Annotated in this window: 11 protein-coding genes; 4 read left to right on the top strand and 7 right to left on the bottom strand. The window is 51.4% G+C overall.

Annotated features, from left to right (window positions below; translation table 11 throughout):
* Positions 1–24 precede the first annotated feature (24 nt).
* Positions 25–1095 carry a tyrosine-type recombinase/integrase gene (locus tag J3U88_RS01175; protein ID WP_207856287.1) on the top strand — a complete coding sequence of 357 codons (1071 nt, stop codon included), beginning with the start codon at positions 25–27 and terminating at the stop codon, positions 1093–1095.
* 77 nt (positions 1096–1172) lie between these two features.
* On the opposite strand, the gene J3U88_RS01170 is transcribed toward J3U88_RS01175, so the two are convergent.
* The 3 genes from J3U88_RS01170 to J3U88_RS01160 all read right to left on the bottom strand — a co-directional run bounded on the left by J3U88_RS01170 (position 1173) and on the right by J3U88_RS01160 (position 3120).
* On the bottom strand, positions 1173–1466 hold the full coding sequence (locus J3U88_RS01170; RefSeq protein WP_207856286.1) for a hypothetical protein: 294 nt from the start codon (positions 1464–1466) through the stop codon (positions 1173–1175).
* 35 nt (positions 1467–1501) lie between these two features.
* Complete coding sequence (locus tag J3U88_RS01165; protein ID WP_279382446.1) at positions 1502–2335, bottom strand: PP2C family protein-serine/threonine phosphatase; 834 nt, start codon at positions 2333–2335, stop codon at positions 1502–1504.
* Positions 2336–2592: 257 nt separating this feature from the next.
* The gene (locus J3U88_RS01160; RefSeq protein ID WP_207856284.1) at positions 2593–3120 is read right to left on the bottom strand and encodes a hypothetical protein; all 528 of its coding nucleotides are present in this window, start codon (positions 3118–3120) and stop codon (positions 2593–2595) included.
* A gap of 882 nt (positions 3121–4002) precedes the next feature.
* Here J3U88_RS01160 and J3U88_RS01155 point away from each other — a divergent pair.
* On the top strand, positions 4003–5571 hold the full coding sequence (locus J3U88_RS01155; RefSeq protein ID WP_207856283.1) for a tetratricopeptide repeat protein: 1569 nt from the start codon (positions 4003–4005) through the stop codon (positions 5569–5571).
* 233 nt (positions 5572–5804) lie between these two features.
* Here the strand turns inward: J3U88_RS01155 and J3U88_RS01150 are convergent, their stop codons facing one another.
* Positions 5805–6758: a hypothetical protein gene (locus J3U88_RS01150; RefSeq protein ID WP_207856282.1), complete on the bottom strand. Its 954-nt coding sequence runs from the start codon at positions 6756–6758 to the stop codon at positions 5805–5807.
* 663 nt (positions 6759–7421) lie between these two features.
* Here J3U88_RS01150 and J3U88_RS01145 point away from each other — a divergent pair.
* A complete protein-coding gene (locus tag J3U88_RS01145) occupies positions 7422–8201 on the top strand; it encodes a 6-bladed beta-propeller (protein ID WP_207856281.1) in 780 nt (259 codons plus the stop codon).
* A gap of 1424 nt (positions 8202–9625) precedes the next feature.
* Here the strand turns inward: J3U88_RS01145 and J3U88_RS01140 are convergent.
* The gene (locus J3U88_RS01140) at positions 9626–11188 is read right to left on the bottom strand and encodes a metallophosphoesterase (RefSeq protein ID WP_207856280.1); all 1563 of its coding nucleotides are present in this window, start codon (positions 11186–11188) and stop codon (positions 9626–9628) included.
* A gap of 718 nt (positions 11189–11906) precedes the next feature.
* Here J3U88_RS01140 and J3U88_RS01135 point away from each other — a divergent pair.
* Complete coding sequence (locus J3U88_RS01135) at positions 11907–14045, top strand: putative bifunctional diguanylate cyclase/phosphodiesterase (RefSeq protein ID WP_207856279.1); 2139 nt, start codon at positions 11907–11909, stop codon at positions 14043–14045.
* A 15-nt stretch (positions 14046–14060) separates the two neighbouring features.
* Here the strand turns inward: J3U88_RS01135 and gloB are convergent, their stop codons facing one another.
* Together gloB and J3U88_RS01125 are read right to left on the bottom strand one after the other, a co-directional pair.
* Complete coding sequence (gene gloB / locus J3U88_RS01130; protein WP_207856278.1) at positions 14061–14834, bottom strand: hydroxyacylglutathione hydrolase; 774 nt, start codon at positions 14832–14834, stop codon at positions 14061–14063.
* A 341-nt stretch (positions 14835–15175) separates the two neighbouring features.
* Positions 15176–16285 (bottom strand): helix-hairpin-helix domain-containing protein, encoded by a 1110-nt coding sequence (locus J3U88_RS01125; RefSeq protein WP_207856277.1) that lies wholly within the window; start codon positions 16283–16285, stop codon positions 15176–15178.
* Positions 16286–16288: the final 3 nt, after the last annotated feature.

Raw genomic sequence — 16288 nt, 5'->3', positions numbered from 1 at the left:
CACCGGTCAAGGTAAATTGGCAAGTTGGAAGCCTGGGACGTCGAAAGCGCCCGAAAAGAAGCGCGCGGGTTTCTTCACCTTTGTGATCTCGGCCAGGACCCACGGAAGAAGAAAACCGATTGCGAAGAGATGCAAGACGCACTTGTTTCCCAACCCGAGGATCAACCCATTACCTTGGGGGTCACCATTGAAACAGCGATGGCTGAAGGATCTTTAAAACCCAACACCATCCAAAATTACGGGTACACCCTTCGCCGCCATTTTTCGGACTGGATGTCCCGACCTGTTTCGGAAATCTCGATCAAGGAACAGAAAGTTCGCCACAAGGAAATTCTAAAAATTAGCAAGTGCGAAACGAAATCAGCGTTCCAGATGCTTTCATCGATGTGGAATAAGGCGTACGCGATTTATACGATTGAAGAGGAAAGAGACTTTCCTGCTTGTCCAATTTCGGCCCTAAAGCTGACTGACCTCAAATGGCAAAAGGAACAGCTTGTGGTCACGAAAAAGAACCTGGGTTCTCTTGCCCGAGCATTCGTCAAACTGTATCAGTCGCCCCTTGGCGAGCCCGACAGAAGCCACTTGCTTTGTTATCTGCTAGGCCTTTTTACCGGCTTTCGCGGTGGTGAATGCCGCAAACTGAAATGGGAATACATTTCGTTTACTGACGGAACCATCACGCTACCTGGCCACGTGGTAAAGAATTCCCGGCGCCACATCAAGCCAATCGGCCCCTTTGTTCTTGACCTGCTGAAAAAACGATATGATGAGCGCGATTCTTCCTCGCCTTACGTTTTTCCGGGCTTTCGAGATCGGAAGGGCACCCACATCGCGCCCTACTCTGAACTGCAACCACGAATTGTGGCGGAAACGGGGATCAAGTTCACGCCCCATGCGTTGCGCCGGACGTTTGCATCTTTGGCCGAACTGCTAGGGGTTCCGAGAAGCGTGCTTAAGGCATTCCTCAACCACCAGGGCGATGTAACTGATGGTTACGTTCGAGACGAGTTCGACCCCGACACAAATCGGTCGTGGATGGTTAAAATCGAAAACAACATCCTCAAACTTGCAAAGGTGAAGCGAAACGCGGCCTAAAAAAAACCGTGGTCGGGTGCCTCGTGGGACAACAGGAAGCCCCTGACCACGGCCGAGGAGATGGAAAGGATTTGACGTCAATCATGGATGGCATTTTTCCAGCGCCACCCAAACCAGGCCGGGATGGGCGGTTGGCCGCGAAGCGTCACAAAGCCGTCACCCTCATCGGGAAAGTTATGGTTATTTGAGAAACGGCCCATCGCGATGCGCACCCGTTGACGCGCAAGTCGATGTTGCTCGGGATCGCGGGCGTCTATGAAACCGATTTCTTCCGCGAAATCGGCGATGGTTGCCGGCGTATAAAGATCGTCCTCATCAAGCTGTTCGATGATGGACGCGTATTTCATGGGACGCCCGGTTGGACGTTTCATTTAAAGATCCTTTCAGGCTTACCAACAGCGAATGTTTACTGACACGTGGCAACCACCGCGGTAACGTTATCCCGTCCACCTTGGAGAAGGGCGGCATCGATGAGCGCTTGAGCCCGTTGCTGTGCGGATGGTTCCGCCCCAAGAATTCGCCGGATGTGTTCGTCGGAGATCATGTCGGTTAGGCCGTCGGAGCAAAACAAAAGAACATCGCCCCACTGTAGCTTGTGACTGTCAAGGTCAGGTTTTAAAGGTCCATTACCAACGGATTGGGTTAAGACGTTTGGGAGGGTGTAGCGTTCAGCCAACTCCGCCGGGATCATCAGCGTGTCACTCACCGCGGGGTCAAAACGATGATCGCGGGTGAGCTGTTTTAAAAAACCGTTCCTGTAGAGAAACAGCCGAGAATCCCCCGCGTGGATGCTGTAAAGCGTTTCACCTTCGATCAATGCGCCGGTGAAAGTGGTTCCCATGTCATGCAGGGTGCTGTCTTCCCGCGCAAGCTTGCTTATCGCGAGATGCGCGGTCATTAAGGCATGTTCAAGGATGAAGCTTTCGAGGTCTCTTTCACCGGTTTTCGGCGGTTTTCCCCAGGCGTCCGGCCACCGCCAGGCGCCGTCATAACCATCTTTGAGGGTTTCGCCAAAGATTTTGATGCACTGCTTTGCAGCAACCTCGCCGCCCTCGTGTCCTCCCATGCCATCGGCAACAGCCATCACAGCAGAACCACAGCTCGCCTTATCTGGAAACATGAATGCGTCTTGGTTCGTTTCCCGTACGTTTCCACGATGGGATAAGCCGGCAGAATGAACCGCAAAGCTTGGGGCGCTCTCCTTTTTCTTGTTTTTCCGAAATAGCCTGAATATTGGCATACACCACCCGTTTCAAAAAAATGTCGCGGCAGCCTCGAAATAGGCCCGTGAACGTTGATGCACCCGAACTGCATGCGTTCTGAACCCAAATCGACCTTCAGCCGCGACGAATCCGCCCCCAAGGTGGGAGATCAATGAAAAAACCATTTCTCTGTTTCTTTTTCCCGTGATGGGTAGATTTTTGGTTTAGCGGGTAGCGGTCGCAAAAGCCCCTTTGCAACCGCTACCCGCGAGCTTTGAACACCCTTGTAGACCGGTTACTTGCTCACCCCTGTGTCTTGCCAAACGGCCCTAATCCAGGGGGAAAATACCGCCATATCTACGGCATAACCCTTAGTATCAGGGTCCTTGAATACACCAATTTTCTCTCTGCTGTTCGCCATTTTCTTTGCTTGATAGCGGAGTTGATGCGCGGAAAATGGAATAAGTTTACACACGTCGGAAAGGTAAAAAACCCCTTCCTGGCTTAACAGCGTGTTTCCATCCCAATTTGGGTCGACCTTCTTGTAAGTTCGCCGTAGATTCTCTCGGTAAAAGGGCGCAAAAACCGTCATTCTGATAACCCAGTGATTCCAGACTTTGCGAATGCCTGCTAATACCCACGGGTTTTTACCATCCTCTCTCATCTGGCGAACAAGTCTTTTGATTTTCGCAGCATCGATCTCGAGTTTTTCGACAATGTCTTTTAAGTAGAAAATTCCGTCTTGCTTAAGCAAGAACTCGGCAGTCCATGTCTTTTCTACGGCTTTAAGTTCTAGCTCATCATGGTTAAATAAATTGGTCATAACAAATCTCTTTTTTACTGAATTCCTGTCGATCCTAGCCATCGACAAGGGGTCTTAAAATCACCCAATTGCTTTCTTGAGGTTTCTTCTTGCTTGCTAGGATCGCCGAAAGAAGTAAAGTGCAAACTTCCTTCAACCTAGTCCTCAAAGAACCGCTAAGTTACTGAGCGTTTCTTGATTTCACCGACACGGTTATTTCTCTTCTCGCCTCGACTTTTAAAGTTATACCTTGGCGAATTTGAAAATTGCAACTGTAAATTTTCAACAAAAATTCACTCCTGGTACAAGAAATGAAAGTTTGGTTTTTGCAGGAAAATTAATCTCCTTTTTTCGTTTTCATAATAAATCATTCTGGTTTCTTATTGGATAATGTTTTTGTTTAACAAAATCGCCCGGCACCGATTGTCTCTTGCTTTTTTATTTTGACTATTTTGCCTTCGCTCAAGTGCATTTTATCTAGACACTTGAGCCCCTTTCGGTAGTTCTTTATTTTCTCGGTTTCGTATTACCAAGGAACCGCAGAATCGGCCCATATCTACATTTAGCTAAGATCGATTTGCGGCTTCAATCGGGGGTCGAGGTGCTTTAGGGCACAGAACGGGAGAGGTTCTAATTTATCAACGGGTTACACGAAGTCCAACATGGCACCAAAGACTTGCTCCTCGCTTAAGATCAAGGCTCCCAAAATCTCGAAGGTGGAAGGCCACTGGTTCAGAATGAGTCAACGACTTCAAAAGATTGCAAAAGTTTGGCTTGCCCGCATATAATTTCCGTTTGTCTTCGCGTTGCGAAAGTTACAAAGAGGGGCACGTTGGTTGCACTCCGAACCAACATCACTTGAGGGTACCGCCGTGGGAATTGCTAACCATCCTAAGCGGTAAAGTGCAGCTCCTTATTTATCATATTGAAATAAAAGGAGTTGCTATGGCGGTCGCAAAGGGGAAAACCAAAGTAAGACGGGATCGTTGGTTTGAAGAGTTTTTCTTGTCGCTCGATCCCGAAAAAAGATATCGCACGGGGGATATCGTTTCTGAATGGGAAAAAGATGATCAGGTCGTAAGGGCAATGCAGGAAAAGTGCAAAAAGAAACCTAAAGACGCTAGATCTGTCTTAAGTCGTTATATGCCATATAGGTACAAGATGTTTCTTAACGAATCGAGTGATCAAAACCCCGAGAGCACGCCAACCGCGCGTGCTTATCAGCCCATTGGAACCGAACCCTTTGGCCCAACAGGTCACGATATGAATATTTACCTTGGGGCTCAGTACGCCTGGGTCGCGGCCGATTATTTGGGGTTGGAGCAACCGAGGTCGCTGGAAGAGGTTTTGGAGTTGCTTAAGAAGGCTCTGGAAATAGAAGACCCTAAAAGTGTTGAGGGAACTGAATCTTCGTATGTGGTTGTGGAAGCTCCCGCCGAGAGTATCCAGGCCGTCAGTGTTCCTGGTGGGGACCAAACCGAAATGGGTCAGGTTGAGACGGTTAAACCTACAAAGCGAAGTCTACGCAAGCGATTTCGAAGATGGCGGGTTCCCATGGCTTTCGCCATGTCGGCTTTTTCGACTTTTATCTGTTTAGCCACGATTGGTGGCGTAATTCTATTCCAAAGTTACCCAGAGCTAGAAAAAATGGAAACGGCTCAGAATACAGGCGGCGTTACCGCAGTCAAAAATATCACAAAATCATTTAAAGTTTCAGGAAACAAAGCTGAAGTATACGGTATTGGATGGCGTGCGGCCTACGACCCCCATAAGGATATTGAGGAAATCAAAACTATTATAGAGCCACTTTTATATGACGAGGAACTGGGGTGGCAAGCAAAGGCGAATCATGTTGTTGGGCTTGCCTATCTCAACCGAGGACATCTTAGTCTTGCCTTAGAAAACTTTGAAGAGGCTGAGACTAAATTAAGAGGCCTGTCAAAACAAAGGCTAGATCTAAAGAAAATTTACTTAAGCATGGCAGATTGTCATTTCTATCTATATCAACCTGAAAAGATGATGGAATGCATTAAGCTTGCCCAAATGTTAAATGTCCCCGGAAGAGAAGCAGTAACTCTTCATTATGAGTCACAATATAATTTCCTTCAAGGTGACATCAATAAAGCTATCACTCTAAGCCATAAAGCATTGAGGCTCTCTAAGACAACAGAAACAAGCTACTCTGGATATTACCACGCCAATCTAGGCCTACTCTATTCAGCAACGGGAAATATGGATCAAAGCTATAAGCATCTAAAAGAAGCGCATGCTTTTGCCGTTTTGAATCAAGACAGCTCTCTATTGAGTGTTATATATGAATATGAACGCTTTTGGGCGGAGAAAATGAACTTTCCTTTTTCTGGCGTTAGTTCAATTAACAAAAGCAAGAGTTTTTCTTCTGAGAAGAATTATATCAGTTTCTCAGTAGATCTAGCACGCGAAAGCAGTGTAAGTAAGCCAAGGAGGCAATGATGAGAATCGATGGGTATTCACCCCTGAGTGGAGTGAACCTATATTCAAGTGCAACCCAAAACAATCCCCCCGACACAGAAACGGTTGATGTCAGTCCTGAACAGGTGGACTCAGTTACCTTCTCCTCAGAAAGTCTTTTCCTTTCAAGCCAGCAAACATCTACCTCGGGTGATGTTGGTGGAAACCCCGACCCTGGACCTCTAACAGATAAACCCGATGGCGATCCCTAGACATCAAGAAAACGTCGCCCCTAACCGATGAACCCTCGCCTTAACCAGCGAACTACCTTCGAATTCCGCCTTAAACCGCACCTCGCGGCCGGCAGAACTCTGAAAATCACAACTTAACGTGTATTCCGTCCAAAGATGATCAACAGGCTTCGTTTCTACCAAGGTCATCTCTTCCCACCGCTCACCATCATTCATACCGTACCAACGAACCGTGGTTCCACTGGGGATGTTCATTTCCACATAGATTTTCGCCGTTGAAACGCTCTGGCTAACAGCATGCTCGCGCGTCACGTACACGCCAGTTTCCTGATCCAAATAGCCGATCAGGTTGACGTCGCCGAATTTCAAAGCCGGCGTTTCATTAGGTTTCGATCCCGAGAACCGGACCCGAATCAAAACATCATTGGCCAAAGCTGGAAGGCGTTCACCTTCCGCCGGAATCAACGCACCCCAGCTTTGGCCGTTATCTATAGAATGTGTCCAGATAATTTGCGAGCCGTCGGGAATCGCCGAATACTCGTCAATATTGATTTCATTGAATTGCGCATTTTCCACCGAACGAAACTGAATGACGCCAGAGGATTCGAATTGATAGCCGTAAATTCGACATCTCAGGTCAGACGCGTTTAACGGCGTCCAGGTCTCCGCGTTGCTGGATTCGAGCAACACGCCGGTGTTGTAGGTTTGGCTTGTGATCAACCCGTTTTGGCCGGTTTGACCTAGGGTGGCGATCTGGACGCGGTACGCGTTGCTATTCGTCAACAAGACAACCGCGTAACTTGTCGCGGCCGCCGCAAGGAACGGATCGTCAAAAACGACTTTCGTTTCCTGATTGGTGCGAATCTCGGATGGTGCAACCACCTTTTCAGCCAGAACCCTGTCATTAGGTAGGCCGACCGTAACCCCACGAATCTGGACGGTTACCGGGATCGCTTCATCTTTTTCGGCGAAGAACACGCCAACCGCGCTTACCACCTGGCTTTGCGGGAAACTAAACGTTTGCGCGAGGGGATCGCGGCGAACCGTGCGAACCCGGGCATACCAAACTAAGCCGGTGGCTATTCGGCGAAGGAAATGCGGGGTTACCGCTGCCCGAGGGGCGATAGGCGTGGCAGTTCTAAGTCACTGGCTTGTTTGCTGGTTGTTTCCTTTAATCGGTTGGCAACACAGTTTCCTTCGGGGCTGTTTGGCAACAAATCCAAAAGCACCGTGCACAGAATTCAAGACTTTTTGTGATTCATGTCATGCATTTACTAAACAAGGCATTTTTACGATATATCCGATGGTTTACTTCAGCGAGCTGACGGCTTATGATTTTCATGGAAAAGGGAAATACCCGCGGCGATTTTGGCTAAACCTCTGAGCTGCAACGGCCTGTAAAAATGCTCACCGCACCCAACGGGTGCGGTCGTGCGCGACCCCGGCCCGCTTTTTCCAAACCATTTCGCTCCAGATCTTTAGCCAAAATCCCTCACCTCAGAGCTTCTTAGATTAAATGCTCTGATTAGGTAACCAATCTTAGCCTCCGCGGACTGAGCGCGCCGACAGGCTCGGCGCGCCTTCAGAACGTGACATAATAAGAAAATGCTACACCCACGGCACCCTACTTACGAGGCTCTTATGATACTTTTTTACATGCTCTCTTTGTGTGTCCTTCAAAATCCGAGCTCCATAGAGCAACTCGAGAAACACTTTGAGATTGTAGATTTTCAATCTTTCAAGACTGAAGACGGAAGCCCACTTATTCCAAGCTATATTGTGTATGATCATGACCGTCTTTTCGCTATCGATTCCTTTGATAAAACCATCGTGGAGTTTGATAACACCGGAAAAGTGATCAACCAAGTAGGGGGAAAAGGGCAAGGCCCAGGTGAGTTTGGTCGTCCGTCCATGGCGAAAACAGATTCAAAGGGACATGTTTATATACTCGACCAATTTCGTCACCTTTTTCACGTCTTCAAGGACGACACACTTATCAACACAATCAAGATTAACCACCTGCCAGTGCCTTCAAGCTTTCATGTAGTAGAAGCAGACGGAAAAACTCTATTATACCTGGTTGGATCAGGACAGTATAAAGGCGAACCTTATCAAGGTTTTCTTATTGACACACAAGGACTTGTCATTGAGAAGATTCAAAAAATCACAGGGCCAACGTATTATTCGTTTGTACAGGGCGCAGTCATCAATCAGCATGAATTGGTAATGGCACATGCCCTCGGGAACCGATTTTCTATCTTTGATACAAGTGGAATGAAGGTCGATGAATTTGAGGTACGACATCCCAAGTTGACAATCATCCACCACCGGCTTGAAGAGACGAATGAAGAAGAAGTGCCGGCAAAGCGATCACCCATGCACAAAGAGCCACACACAACTCTTCGACATTTTTATCCATAAACACTTCTTCATCACATCATGGTCAAGGCGCCACATGGAGACAGATCGGTATCGTTTCTACGTGGTTTCCGATAGAAAATCTAAAAAAACGCTTACAGCGCTCGAAGTCGGTTTACCATTGATGGGATTTAAAGATGATCTCTTTGTCTTTGGAGATTTAAACCGAGAAGACGTTGAACACTTGGGAGTTTACTATTGCAAGCCTAAATTCGGCACCTTCGAAAATTAACAAGAACACCGAATTTCCGCGCTAATCACTGATCACAAAGATGGGCTCGCAATCGCGTGGTCATGATTGCCGGCATTTGGTTTTTACCTAAAAGGCGCTGAAGCGTCGGATTTTGGCTAAAAATCTGGAGCGAAATGGCTTGGAAAAACAAACCGAGGTCGCACCCGACCGCACCCGCTGGGTGCGGTGAGCATATTTACAGGCCGTTGCAGCCCAGAGGTTTAGCTAAAATCACCGCGAATTATCGCGCTTCTTAGGTTTCACAATGTCGCCAAAGAAAGGCGAGCAGCTTCTCGAATTACCTGATTTCCGCTGCCACTGTTGCCGCGCTTTTCAAACATCAGGAGTCCAAGAGGCCGGAGCCACCCAATCCAGCGCAAGCGGAGAGAAAAAATGAAAGGGACCCAGCCAACTTGCTCGGTTGGGAAGCCCCGATTTTTTCTTGGAGCGTTTCTTGAGGCCGTTGCTGACGCGCTAAACCTGTTGCCGGTCGGGGGGAGCCGCTTCCATAAACATACGCGTGTATCGGGGCCGGCATCATAAAAGTGATTCATATGAATCCAAGGTTTTCCGTTAATAAACATTCGAATAAACCCGTCGGCAACATTCTGGCGATAAAGAACCTGGCTTTGTTCACCAGAACCATTTGAGGTGAAGCATTCCGTTTCATGTGCCCCCTGAATTGCATCACAGTTAATCAATAAACGCTGCACCGTCAGGGAAGGAACTTTGCGGCGCTCGCCCTCCCGTAAACACCTGTATTAAAATAGCTTCCCTGGAGACTCATACCGAGTTGCTTAATAAACGTTTAGCCTTCAACCTATGAAGCGCGATAACTCGCGGTGACTTTCGCCAAATCTCTGGGCTGCAACGGCCCGTGAACATGCTTACCGCACCCAATGGGTGCGCGTCGTGCGCGCCCCCGGCCCGATTCCCCCAATCCGTTTTGATCCCAATTTTTAGCGAAAACCCAACGCTTTAGCGCTTCTTAGGTTCAAACGTAAAACAGTGCTTGCTAGAACCGAGTTTTTCAACGGGTACCCAATTAACGCACAATGATCGACCACTGATTGCCGTTGCTTCGCGATTCTCAGAAAAGACTCGGCCGCTTGAACGTCCATTTCCTCTGCAAACCCGTCACCGACATGAGCGAAAAGCGAAATGGGTAGCCCATGCCTTGACCAAGGTGATCGGGCTAACGCATTTCGCCGGGGTCGGTGATTTCACCCAATTCGTCGATCTCGATGCCGTTGAGCACCGATTCCAAGCGGTAACCGCGTGAACAACTGTTGTCGACGCAGATGTAGTCGAGCCCGATGCCACGCATCACCTTGAGCCGCAGATAGCGTAACTCAGGTTTTCCTGGCTCCTCGAAACGCGTATGTCCGCAGATCACGCGACGAAGGCCGACCGCTTGGACGAAGGCTCGGTATAAACCGCGGATTTGATCGTTTTGATGGGTCATTTGGTTCACGAAATCAAAATCGGCCCAAAAAGGACCGCCAAATTGGGTGAAGCCGGCCCGCCCGCCGCGGCGGCTGCCGATCCCGTCAATTAGTTCGCTGCCGCTGTTCGAGCGAAAGGTCACGTCACCCAGCGCGTTGTCGATGACCTGCCGGCTCAAGCGATTGAGCCGCGCCACCGCGCGCACCAACCCAAATCGGCGCGGGTCCTCGGAGCTGTGAAACTGCTGCGCCACCAAATTGTGCAAAACCCCGAAACCAAATTGATCCAAGAGGGTTTGGGGTGAAAGGCCGCCGTGAACAAACAGGGTGTTGCCTTCCAAGTACATCACGGACAAGCCCCGGAAAAAATCACCGTAGTGTTGCCGCCAGACCATGGCGATGATGCGCCAGTCCAGCAGCATAAAACGCCGGGGCTGCAGGCCGTCGTCGCACGCCACCACCGCGTTGGCAAAACGCAACCTCGGATCGTAACCATCTTGGTTTCCACAAGTTTCCAGCCAGGGCGGCAACAGGTCCCACACATTCCAACCGTCGACGCCAAACAAACTGTGGCTGAGTTGTCGGCTGAAATCGGCAAGGGTTTGCTGCCAACTACCGCGTTCTTCAAAAGAAAACCCACGCGCCGCGGCCACCTCGCCGAGGGTATTCCAGACATCCTCCCAGGATTCGTAGGTCTCGCGCGCGAGCACCGAGAGATCGCAGCCGTAGGAAAAGTGAGCCTCGCTGCCGGTTCCCAGCGGAAAAGCCAAACGGCCCTCGCGGTAGAACTGCTGTTGCAGGGTCACCAATTCCTCGCGGTGAAGGTCGAGGAAACTGACCATGCTTTGAATGAGGCCCATGCGACCGATGAAGTCCATCACATCCATTTGGAGATGTTCGGATTCCTTGTACATTTGGAAAACGGCGAAGGGATTGGTGAAGAACTGGAGGTTGTGAAGGTCGTGGTTCCCCATCAGGCAGACAAAATCAATGCCGAACCGTCGCCAGCGAATGTGTTTGAGGAACTGGATCAGGTGGTAGCCGTGGTGGTAGCGATCCAGCAAATCCCCCAACAGGATCAGCTGGATACGCGGCGTTTGGGGAACGACCATTGCCTCGAATTCAGGCACCCACGCGGCATCCATATTTTGGCGAATCAAGGTCAGGACCGAACCGAGGGAGCCGTCGAAGCGCAGGATGTTTTTGGCGGCAAGACTCCGCAGCATCACATCCAGATCGCCGTGGAGATCGCCCAAAACAACCGTACGCCGGTAGTTGCTTTGATGGGGTGGTAACGAGAATTGGCGGGCCATCGGGGCTCCCCTCGGGAAAGAATCTTTGCGGATACGTATCGGCACATCACGCGAGAAACCAAGTATTGATCGACACCCTTGTGGCGGCGGGGGCTTGTCCAGGACAAATACTCAGGAAGCCGGGCACCCAAGCCATCGCCGCAATGACGATGACCCTTAATGGGAAAAACAATGATCGAGCCACGGAAATTCTTTGTGTTATCTTCATCAAACAAAGGATTATCCCACCATCAAAAATACCAATGAGAAGAATCCGCACACGCAAAAGAATCAAACTAAATTAAACACCCGCAAAAAAAACTAAAAACACGAAAATACAACCAGATCACCGCCTTTGCCGGGCGATTCACAATTTACACACAACCCTTGATTATTTTGCTATATATTCTAGTCACCCCTCGAAGTTTGCCCAACTTGCCCATCAACTTAATGTCCTTGCCTTTTGATTGCCGTTATGGATGCAGCTTCACATCGAAGCATTTTTGCACTTTTGCCATGAGCCACCTTAGGAAACTCGGTGTACCAGACACCCCAGGTCGAAGTGTGCACCCAATCATCCTTAGTTAAGCCCCGGGACCACGCCAACCGACCGTCTCCCTCGGGGTCGCTTGCTCATTGCCCCTTCGGCAATTGGTTCCCGCCGTTTTGCGATCCCCCGCCGCGGCCAACCATGGGCTCAGCAGTTGCTTGCACGGCTTGTGCTTCGAAGGTATCGCTTATGGAAGAAAACACCATCAACGTTCTGCTCTGCGAGCATCAACCGGTCCACCGGAACGCCATGGTCGCCGCCATCGACCAAATCGCCGCCGACCTCCTCCCCTTCCGCGTCCATTTCGATGTCGTGCCCGCGGCATCGTTGGAAGCCCACACCCTCCGGCCAATTTACGATGTCATGCTCCTGGACGTCACCGTCGGTGCACCTTACCTTGCCGTGGCCGAACGCCAGGTCTGGGCCCGCCTTTTTTACCTGAGCACCCCCGGCCAACGCGATCACCTGGAGCATGTTTTAACCCAAACCAAAGGCAGCTACCTGGTCAAAGACGACGCCTTCGCCTACTTGAACCTATTGCGCATGGAACTGCGTCTGATCGCAAAACACCGCTCACAAAAGTTTGTGCCGCTCTCAAAACGGGAACTCCGTTTTGCCACCGCACTCCGTGCCGGCGGTACCGGTTTTTTCGAATTGGCAACCGACCTCAGCCGCGGTTTTATTTGTCCCAACTGCGGCCATTACCTTGCCCGTGAAAAGGGCTTGATCCCAGAGCTCAAATTTTTTTGGCTGTGGTTCCGCCGCCGAATCCATCCCGCCGACGGCACGCGGCTGGTTCGCCAACTGCGACAACTGCTCAACGGCGACACGAACCAACTCGAAATCGAGATTCGTTTCCAAATGGAACCACCCGCCTACCAGTGGCTGGCCGTGTCGGTACACGCGCTTAGCAGCGATCCCAACGGGCGCTGCCTTGCCGTCGCCGGCACCATGAAGGACATTACCGCCCGCAAGACCGTCGAGGAAGAGAACTTCCGCCGTGCCAACTACGACCCGCTCACCAACCTTCCCAACCGTGTTTTGTTTTTTGACCGCCTCAGCCAGGCAACCAAGATGGTCGCACGCCGCGGCGGCAAATTGGCCGTCCTTTTTATCGATCTCAACCGTTTCAAATGGGTTAACGATTTTTTGGGTCACCGTTGCGGCGACAAACTCCTACAAATCGCCGCGCGACGCTTTGAGGGCTGCATGCGTGAGAGCGACACCGTCGCCCGGCTGGGCGGCGATGAATTTATCGCGGTCCTGAGCGACCTCAGCGACCGTGACGGTGCCGAACGGGTCGCCGAAAAAATCCTCAAGCGGTTGAAGGAACCCTTCGCACTAGACGGGGAAGAAGTCTCGATCTCCGGCAGTATCGGCATCTCGGTTTATCCCGACGACGGGCGCAACGCCGAGGAACTGCTCCAGTTCGCCGATACCGCTATGTACGCCGCCAAAGACTACAGTGACAACACCTTCCGCTTCTACAACAAACGCCTCAGTATCGACACGACCCGGCGCATCAGCCTGGCCAAAGACCTACCTAAGGCGCTGGATAAAAATGAGTTCCGAGTATTTTACCAACCGCTAATCGATCCCGAAACCGGCCGCATTGTCGCGGTTGAAGCGCTGCTGCGCTGGCAACACCCCCAACACGGGCTCCTGCTACCCGAGGCCTTTCTCGAGCTGGCCGAAACCAGCGGCCTGATCTCACCCATCGGCATGTGGGTCGTCCGTCAGGCATGCGGACAGGTGAACCAATGGCGTGAACAGGGATTGCCGCGCCTAAACCTCAACATCAATCTGTCGTCGCGCCAGTGTTTGGATGAACAGTTCTGCGACGTGCTCGCCGGCGTACTCGATGAACAAAAATTTCCGCCCCAGGATCTGGCCCTTGAGGTCGATGCCGACTGCATCGCCAACAGCCACCGCCACCAGGCATTCTTCAAACAAATCGCCCAACTTAAAGTCAAGCTCGTGATCGACCATTTCGGCGGGAGCGCCTCGCCCCTCGATTGGTTAACCCAGTTCCCGGTAAACTCGGTCAAACTGGACCGCGCCTTCTTGGCAAAATCCGAACACGACCAAAACACCACCCGCATTTGCCAAGCCATCACCGACCTCGCCCATAAGTTGGATCTGAATGTCGTGGGCGAGGGTGTCGAAAACGTCGAACAACTCGGCTTTTTCTCGTCTTGCGAATGTGACTTGGTGCAGGGATTCCTATTTACCGAACCCCTACCCGCCCATCAGTTCGAGAATATCGCCCGCCATCGCGAATGGGATCTGGCCGCATTAGGAATGCGGGACCAGACCCTGCCTAAGTAAACCCAACGAAACGCACTAAAAATTGTCTTTCATGGCGCGCAACACGCGCAACACCGAAACCGGGCTCAGATCGTTGTCGGGCTCCTCGCGTTTCACGGTCGCGTGAATCGCCGGACTGTCCAAACGCATAAAGGGATTGGTGGCCCACTCATCCGCCACCGTGCTCGGGGTGGTAAACACACCCTTATCGCCACATTCCCGTGCCCAGGCCAACTTCTCTTGAACCGCGGTGTTGTCAGGCTCAACGCTGAGCGCGAAGGCAAGGTTGGAAGCGGTATATTCATGCCCGAAAAATAAGCGGGTGGTCGCGGGCCGGCTGCCGATCACATCGTTCAACGAGCGTTTCATGTCCGCGGCGTCCCCTTCAAACAAACGACCGCAACCCGCGGCGAACAAGGTATCGCCGGTAAAGGCCGCGTCCCCGAAGTAATAAGTGATTGCGCCGGTGGTATGACCGGGATTATGGCTGATCGAACCGACCAAGTTACCGATCCGAACCGCATCGCCTTCTTCCAAAAACACCGTTTGTTTGGGAATGCGGTCGCGATCCGCACCAAAACCGTAAACCACCAGATCGGGAAAGGTTTGAACCAACTTTTTGTTACCGCCGACATGATCCCAATGATGGTGGGTTGTCAGAATCGCGGTTAAGGTGACCCCGGCCTTTTCGACGGCCGCCAAAACCGGGTCGGCTTCGGAGGGATCCACCACCCCGGCCTGACGGGTCTCGGGGCAAATGATCAGGTAGGCAAAGTTATCGCGTAAACAAGGAACCGTTACAATTTCCACGATGCACGCTCCGCGTAAGATATAGCAGGTTACGGTCCAATTACAGCCGTTCTTATTTAGGAGAGCAAGATGGAAAACGCGTGGGAACGGGGCAGGGTCGCGACCGCCTTCGGTGACACCCCGTTGTGACAACCATCGATCCGCCGCGCCGGCCGCCCGCCGACACGGGCGGTCGAATGGCCAAGCCTTGGAATACAAGGATTTGGGGCCGGATCTTTCAGCTTTCTCCTCGCGCTTTCCCAGAAAAAAGCGGAATGTGGGCGAGGCGTGGAACGGCTCACCCCCGGGAATGCCGAAGCGGGCAAAATCATTGGATCGGTTTGTTCGGGAGGTCGAACCCTCTATTTCTTTTTACCGGCCTTCTTCTTGGCTTTTTCTTTAGCCGCCGTTTTGTCCACCTTCTTCTTGGTCTTTTCTTTGGCCGATGCTTTGTCCGCTTTCTTTTTAGCCTTTTCTTTTACCGGCTTGTCACCCTTCTTCTTGGTCTTTTCTTTGGCCGATGCTTTGTCCGCTTTCTTTTTAGCCTTTTCTTTGGCCGGCTCGTCCGCCTTCTTTTTGGCTTTTTCTTTGGCCGATGTTTTGTCCGCTTTCTTTTTAGCCTTTTCTTTTACCGGCTTGTCCGCCTTCTTTTTGGCTTTTTCTTTGGCCGATGTTTTGTCCGCTTTCTTTTTAGCCTTTTCTTTTACCGGCTTGTCCGCCTTCTTTTTGGCTTTTTCTTTGGCCGATGTTTTGTCCGCTTTCTTTTTAGCCTTTTCTTTGGCCGGTTCTTGATCTGCTTCTTTGACGTTGGCCGGCGCTTTGTTCTTCTTCTTTTTGGCTTTGTCCGCTTTTTTTACCGGTGCAGGCGCCAGGGGAACCGCTTCAACCACCGGTTCTTCCGCTTTCGCTTCTTCTTCAACCTGAGCGGGTTCGTTGTTCGCCGCTTCTGCTTCCCCCGGCGCGGGTTCGTTTTTCGCCGCTGCTGCTTCCGGCTCAGACACTTCGGGTTCCGTTATTTCCGGCTCGTCCGATGGTGCATCAATCGGCTCGGACATCGGCGCCGCGGCTTCCTCATCGGCAACTTCCTCGGGTGCAGCCATCGACGCCGCGGCGGTTTGTTCAGGCGCCGCCGTTTCTGCCGCCCCGACGGCGGTCTTATCCGGTTCAGGGGCCGCAACAAGCGGGGTTTCAGCGATTTGTGCAGGCTCGGGAGCTACCGGCTCGGCCGCCTCGGCTTCGAGCACCTCCTGCGCCAAGCCCACCAAACGAACGGCTTTGGCCGGGCCAATCCCGCGAATTTTGGCCAGATCCGCGGGCCGCGCCGCGGCCAAATCAGCCACGGTATGGACGCCAATCTGCTTTAAGTGGCCCTGCAACGCGGGTCCGATACCGTTGATTTTCTTGAATGGATCATGAGTCATGGTCGTGCTCCCAGGGAAACGCAATTGGTCGAGGAACCATAAAATCCCCAAGAG

Source organism: Acanthopleuribacter pedis (assembly GCF_017377855.1).
GTDB classification, from domain to species: Bacteria; Acidobacteriota; Holophagae; order Acanthopleuribacterales; family Acanthopleuribacteraceae; genus Acanthopleuribacter; species Acanthopleuribacter pedis.
This window is presented reverse-complemented; position numbering and strand designations above follow the sequence as displayed.

Excerpts from the sequence above, each read along its gene's own strand:
- J3U88_RS01170 (WP_207856286.1), bottom strand. The coding sequence starts at position 1,466 with ATGAAACGTCCAACCGGGCGTCCCATGAAATACGCGTCCATCATCGAA.
- J3U88_RS01165 (WP_279382446.1), bottom strand. The coding sequence starts at position 2,335 with ATGCCAATATTCAGGCTATTTCGGAAAAACAAGAAAAAGGAGAGCGCC.
- J3U88_RS01160 (WP_207856284.1), bottom strand. The coding sequence starts at position 3,120 with ATGACCAATTTATTTAACCATGATGAGCTAGAACTTAAAGCCGTAGAA.
- J3U88_RS01145 (WP_207856281.1), top strand. The coding sequence starts at position 7,422 with ATGATACTTTTTTACATGCTCTCTTTGTGTGTCCTTCAAAATCCGAGC.
- J3U88_RS01140 (WP_207856280.1), bottom strand. The coding sequence starts at position 11,188 with ATGGCCCGCCAATTCTCGTTACCACCCCATCAAAGCAACTACCGGCGT.
- J3U88_RS01135 (WP_207856279.1), top strand. The coding sequence starts at position 11,907 with ATGGAAGAAAACACCATCAACGTTCTGCTCTGCGAGCATCAACCGGTC.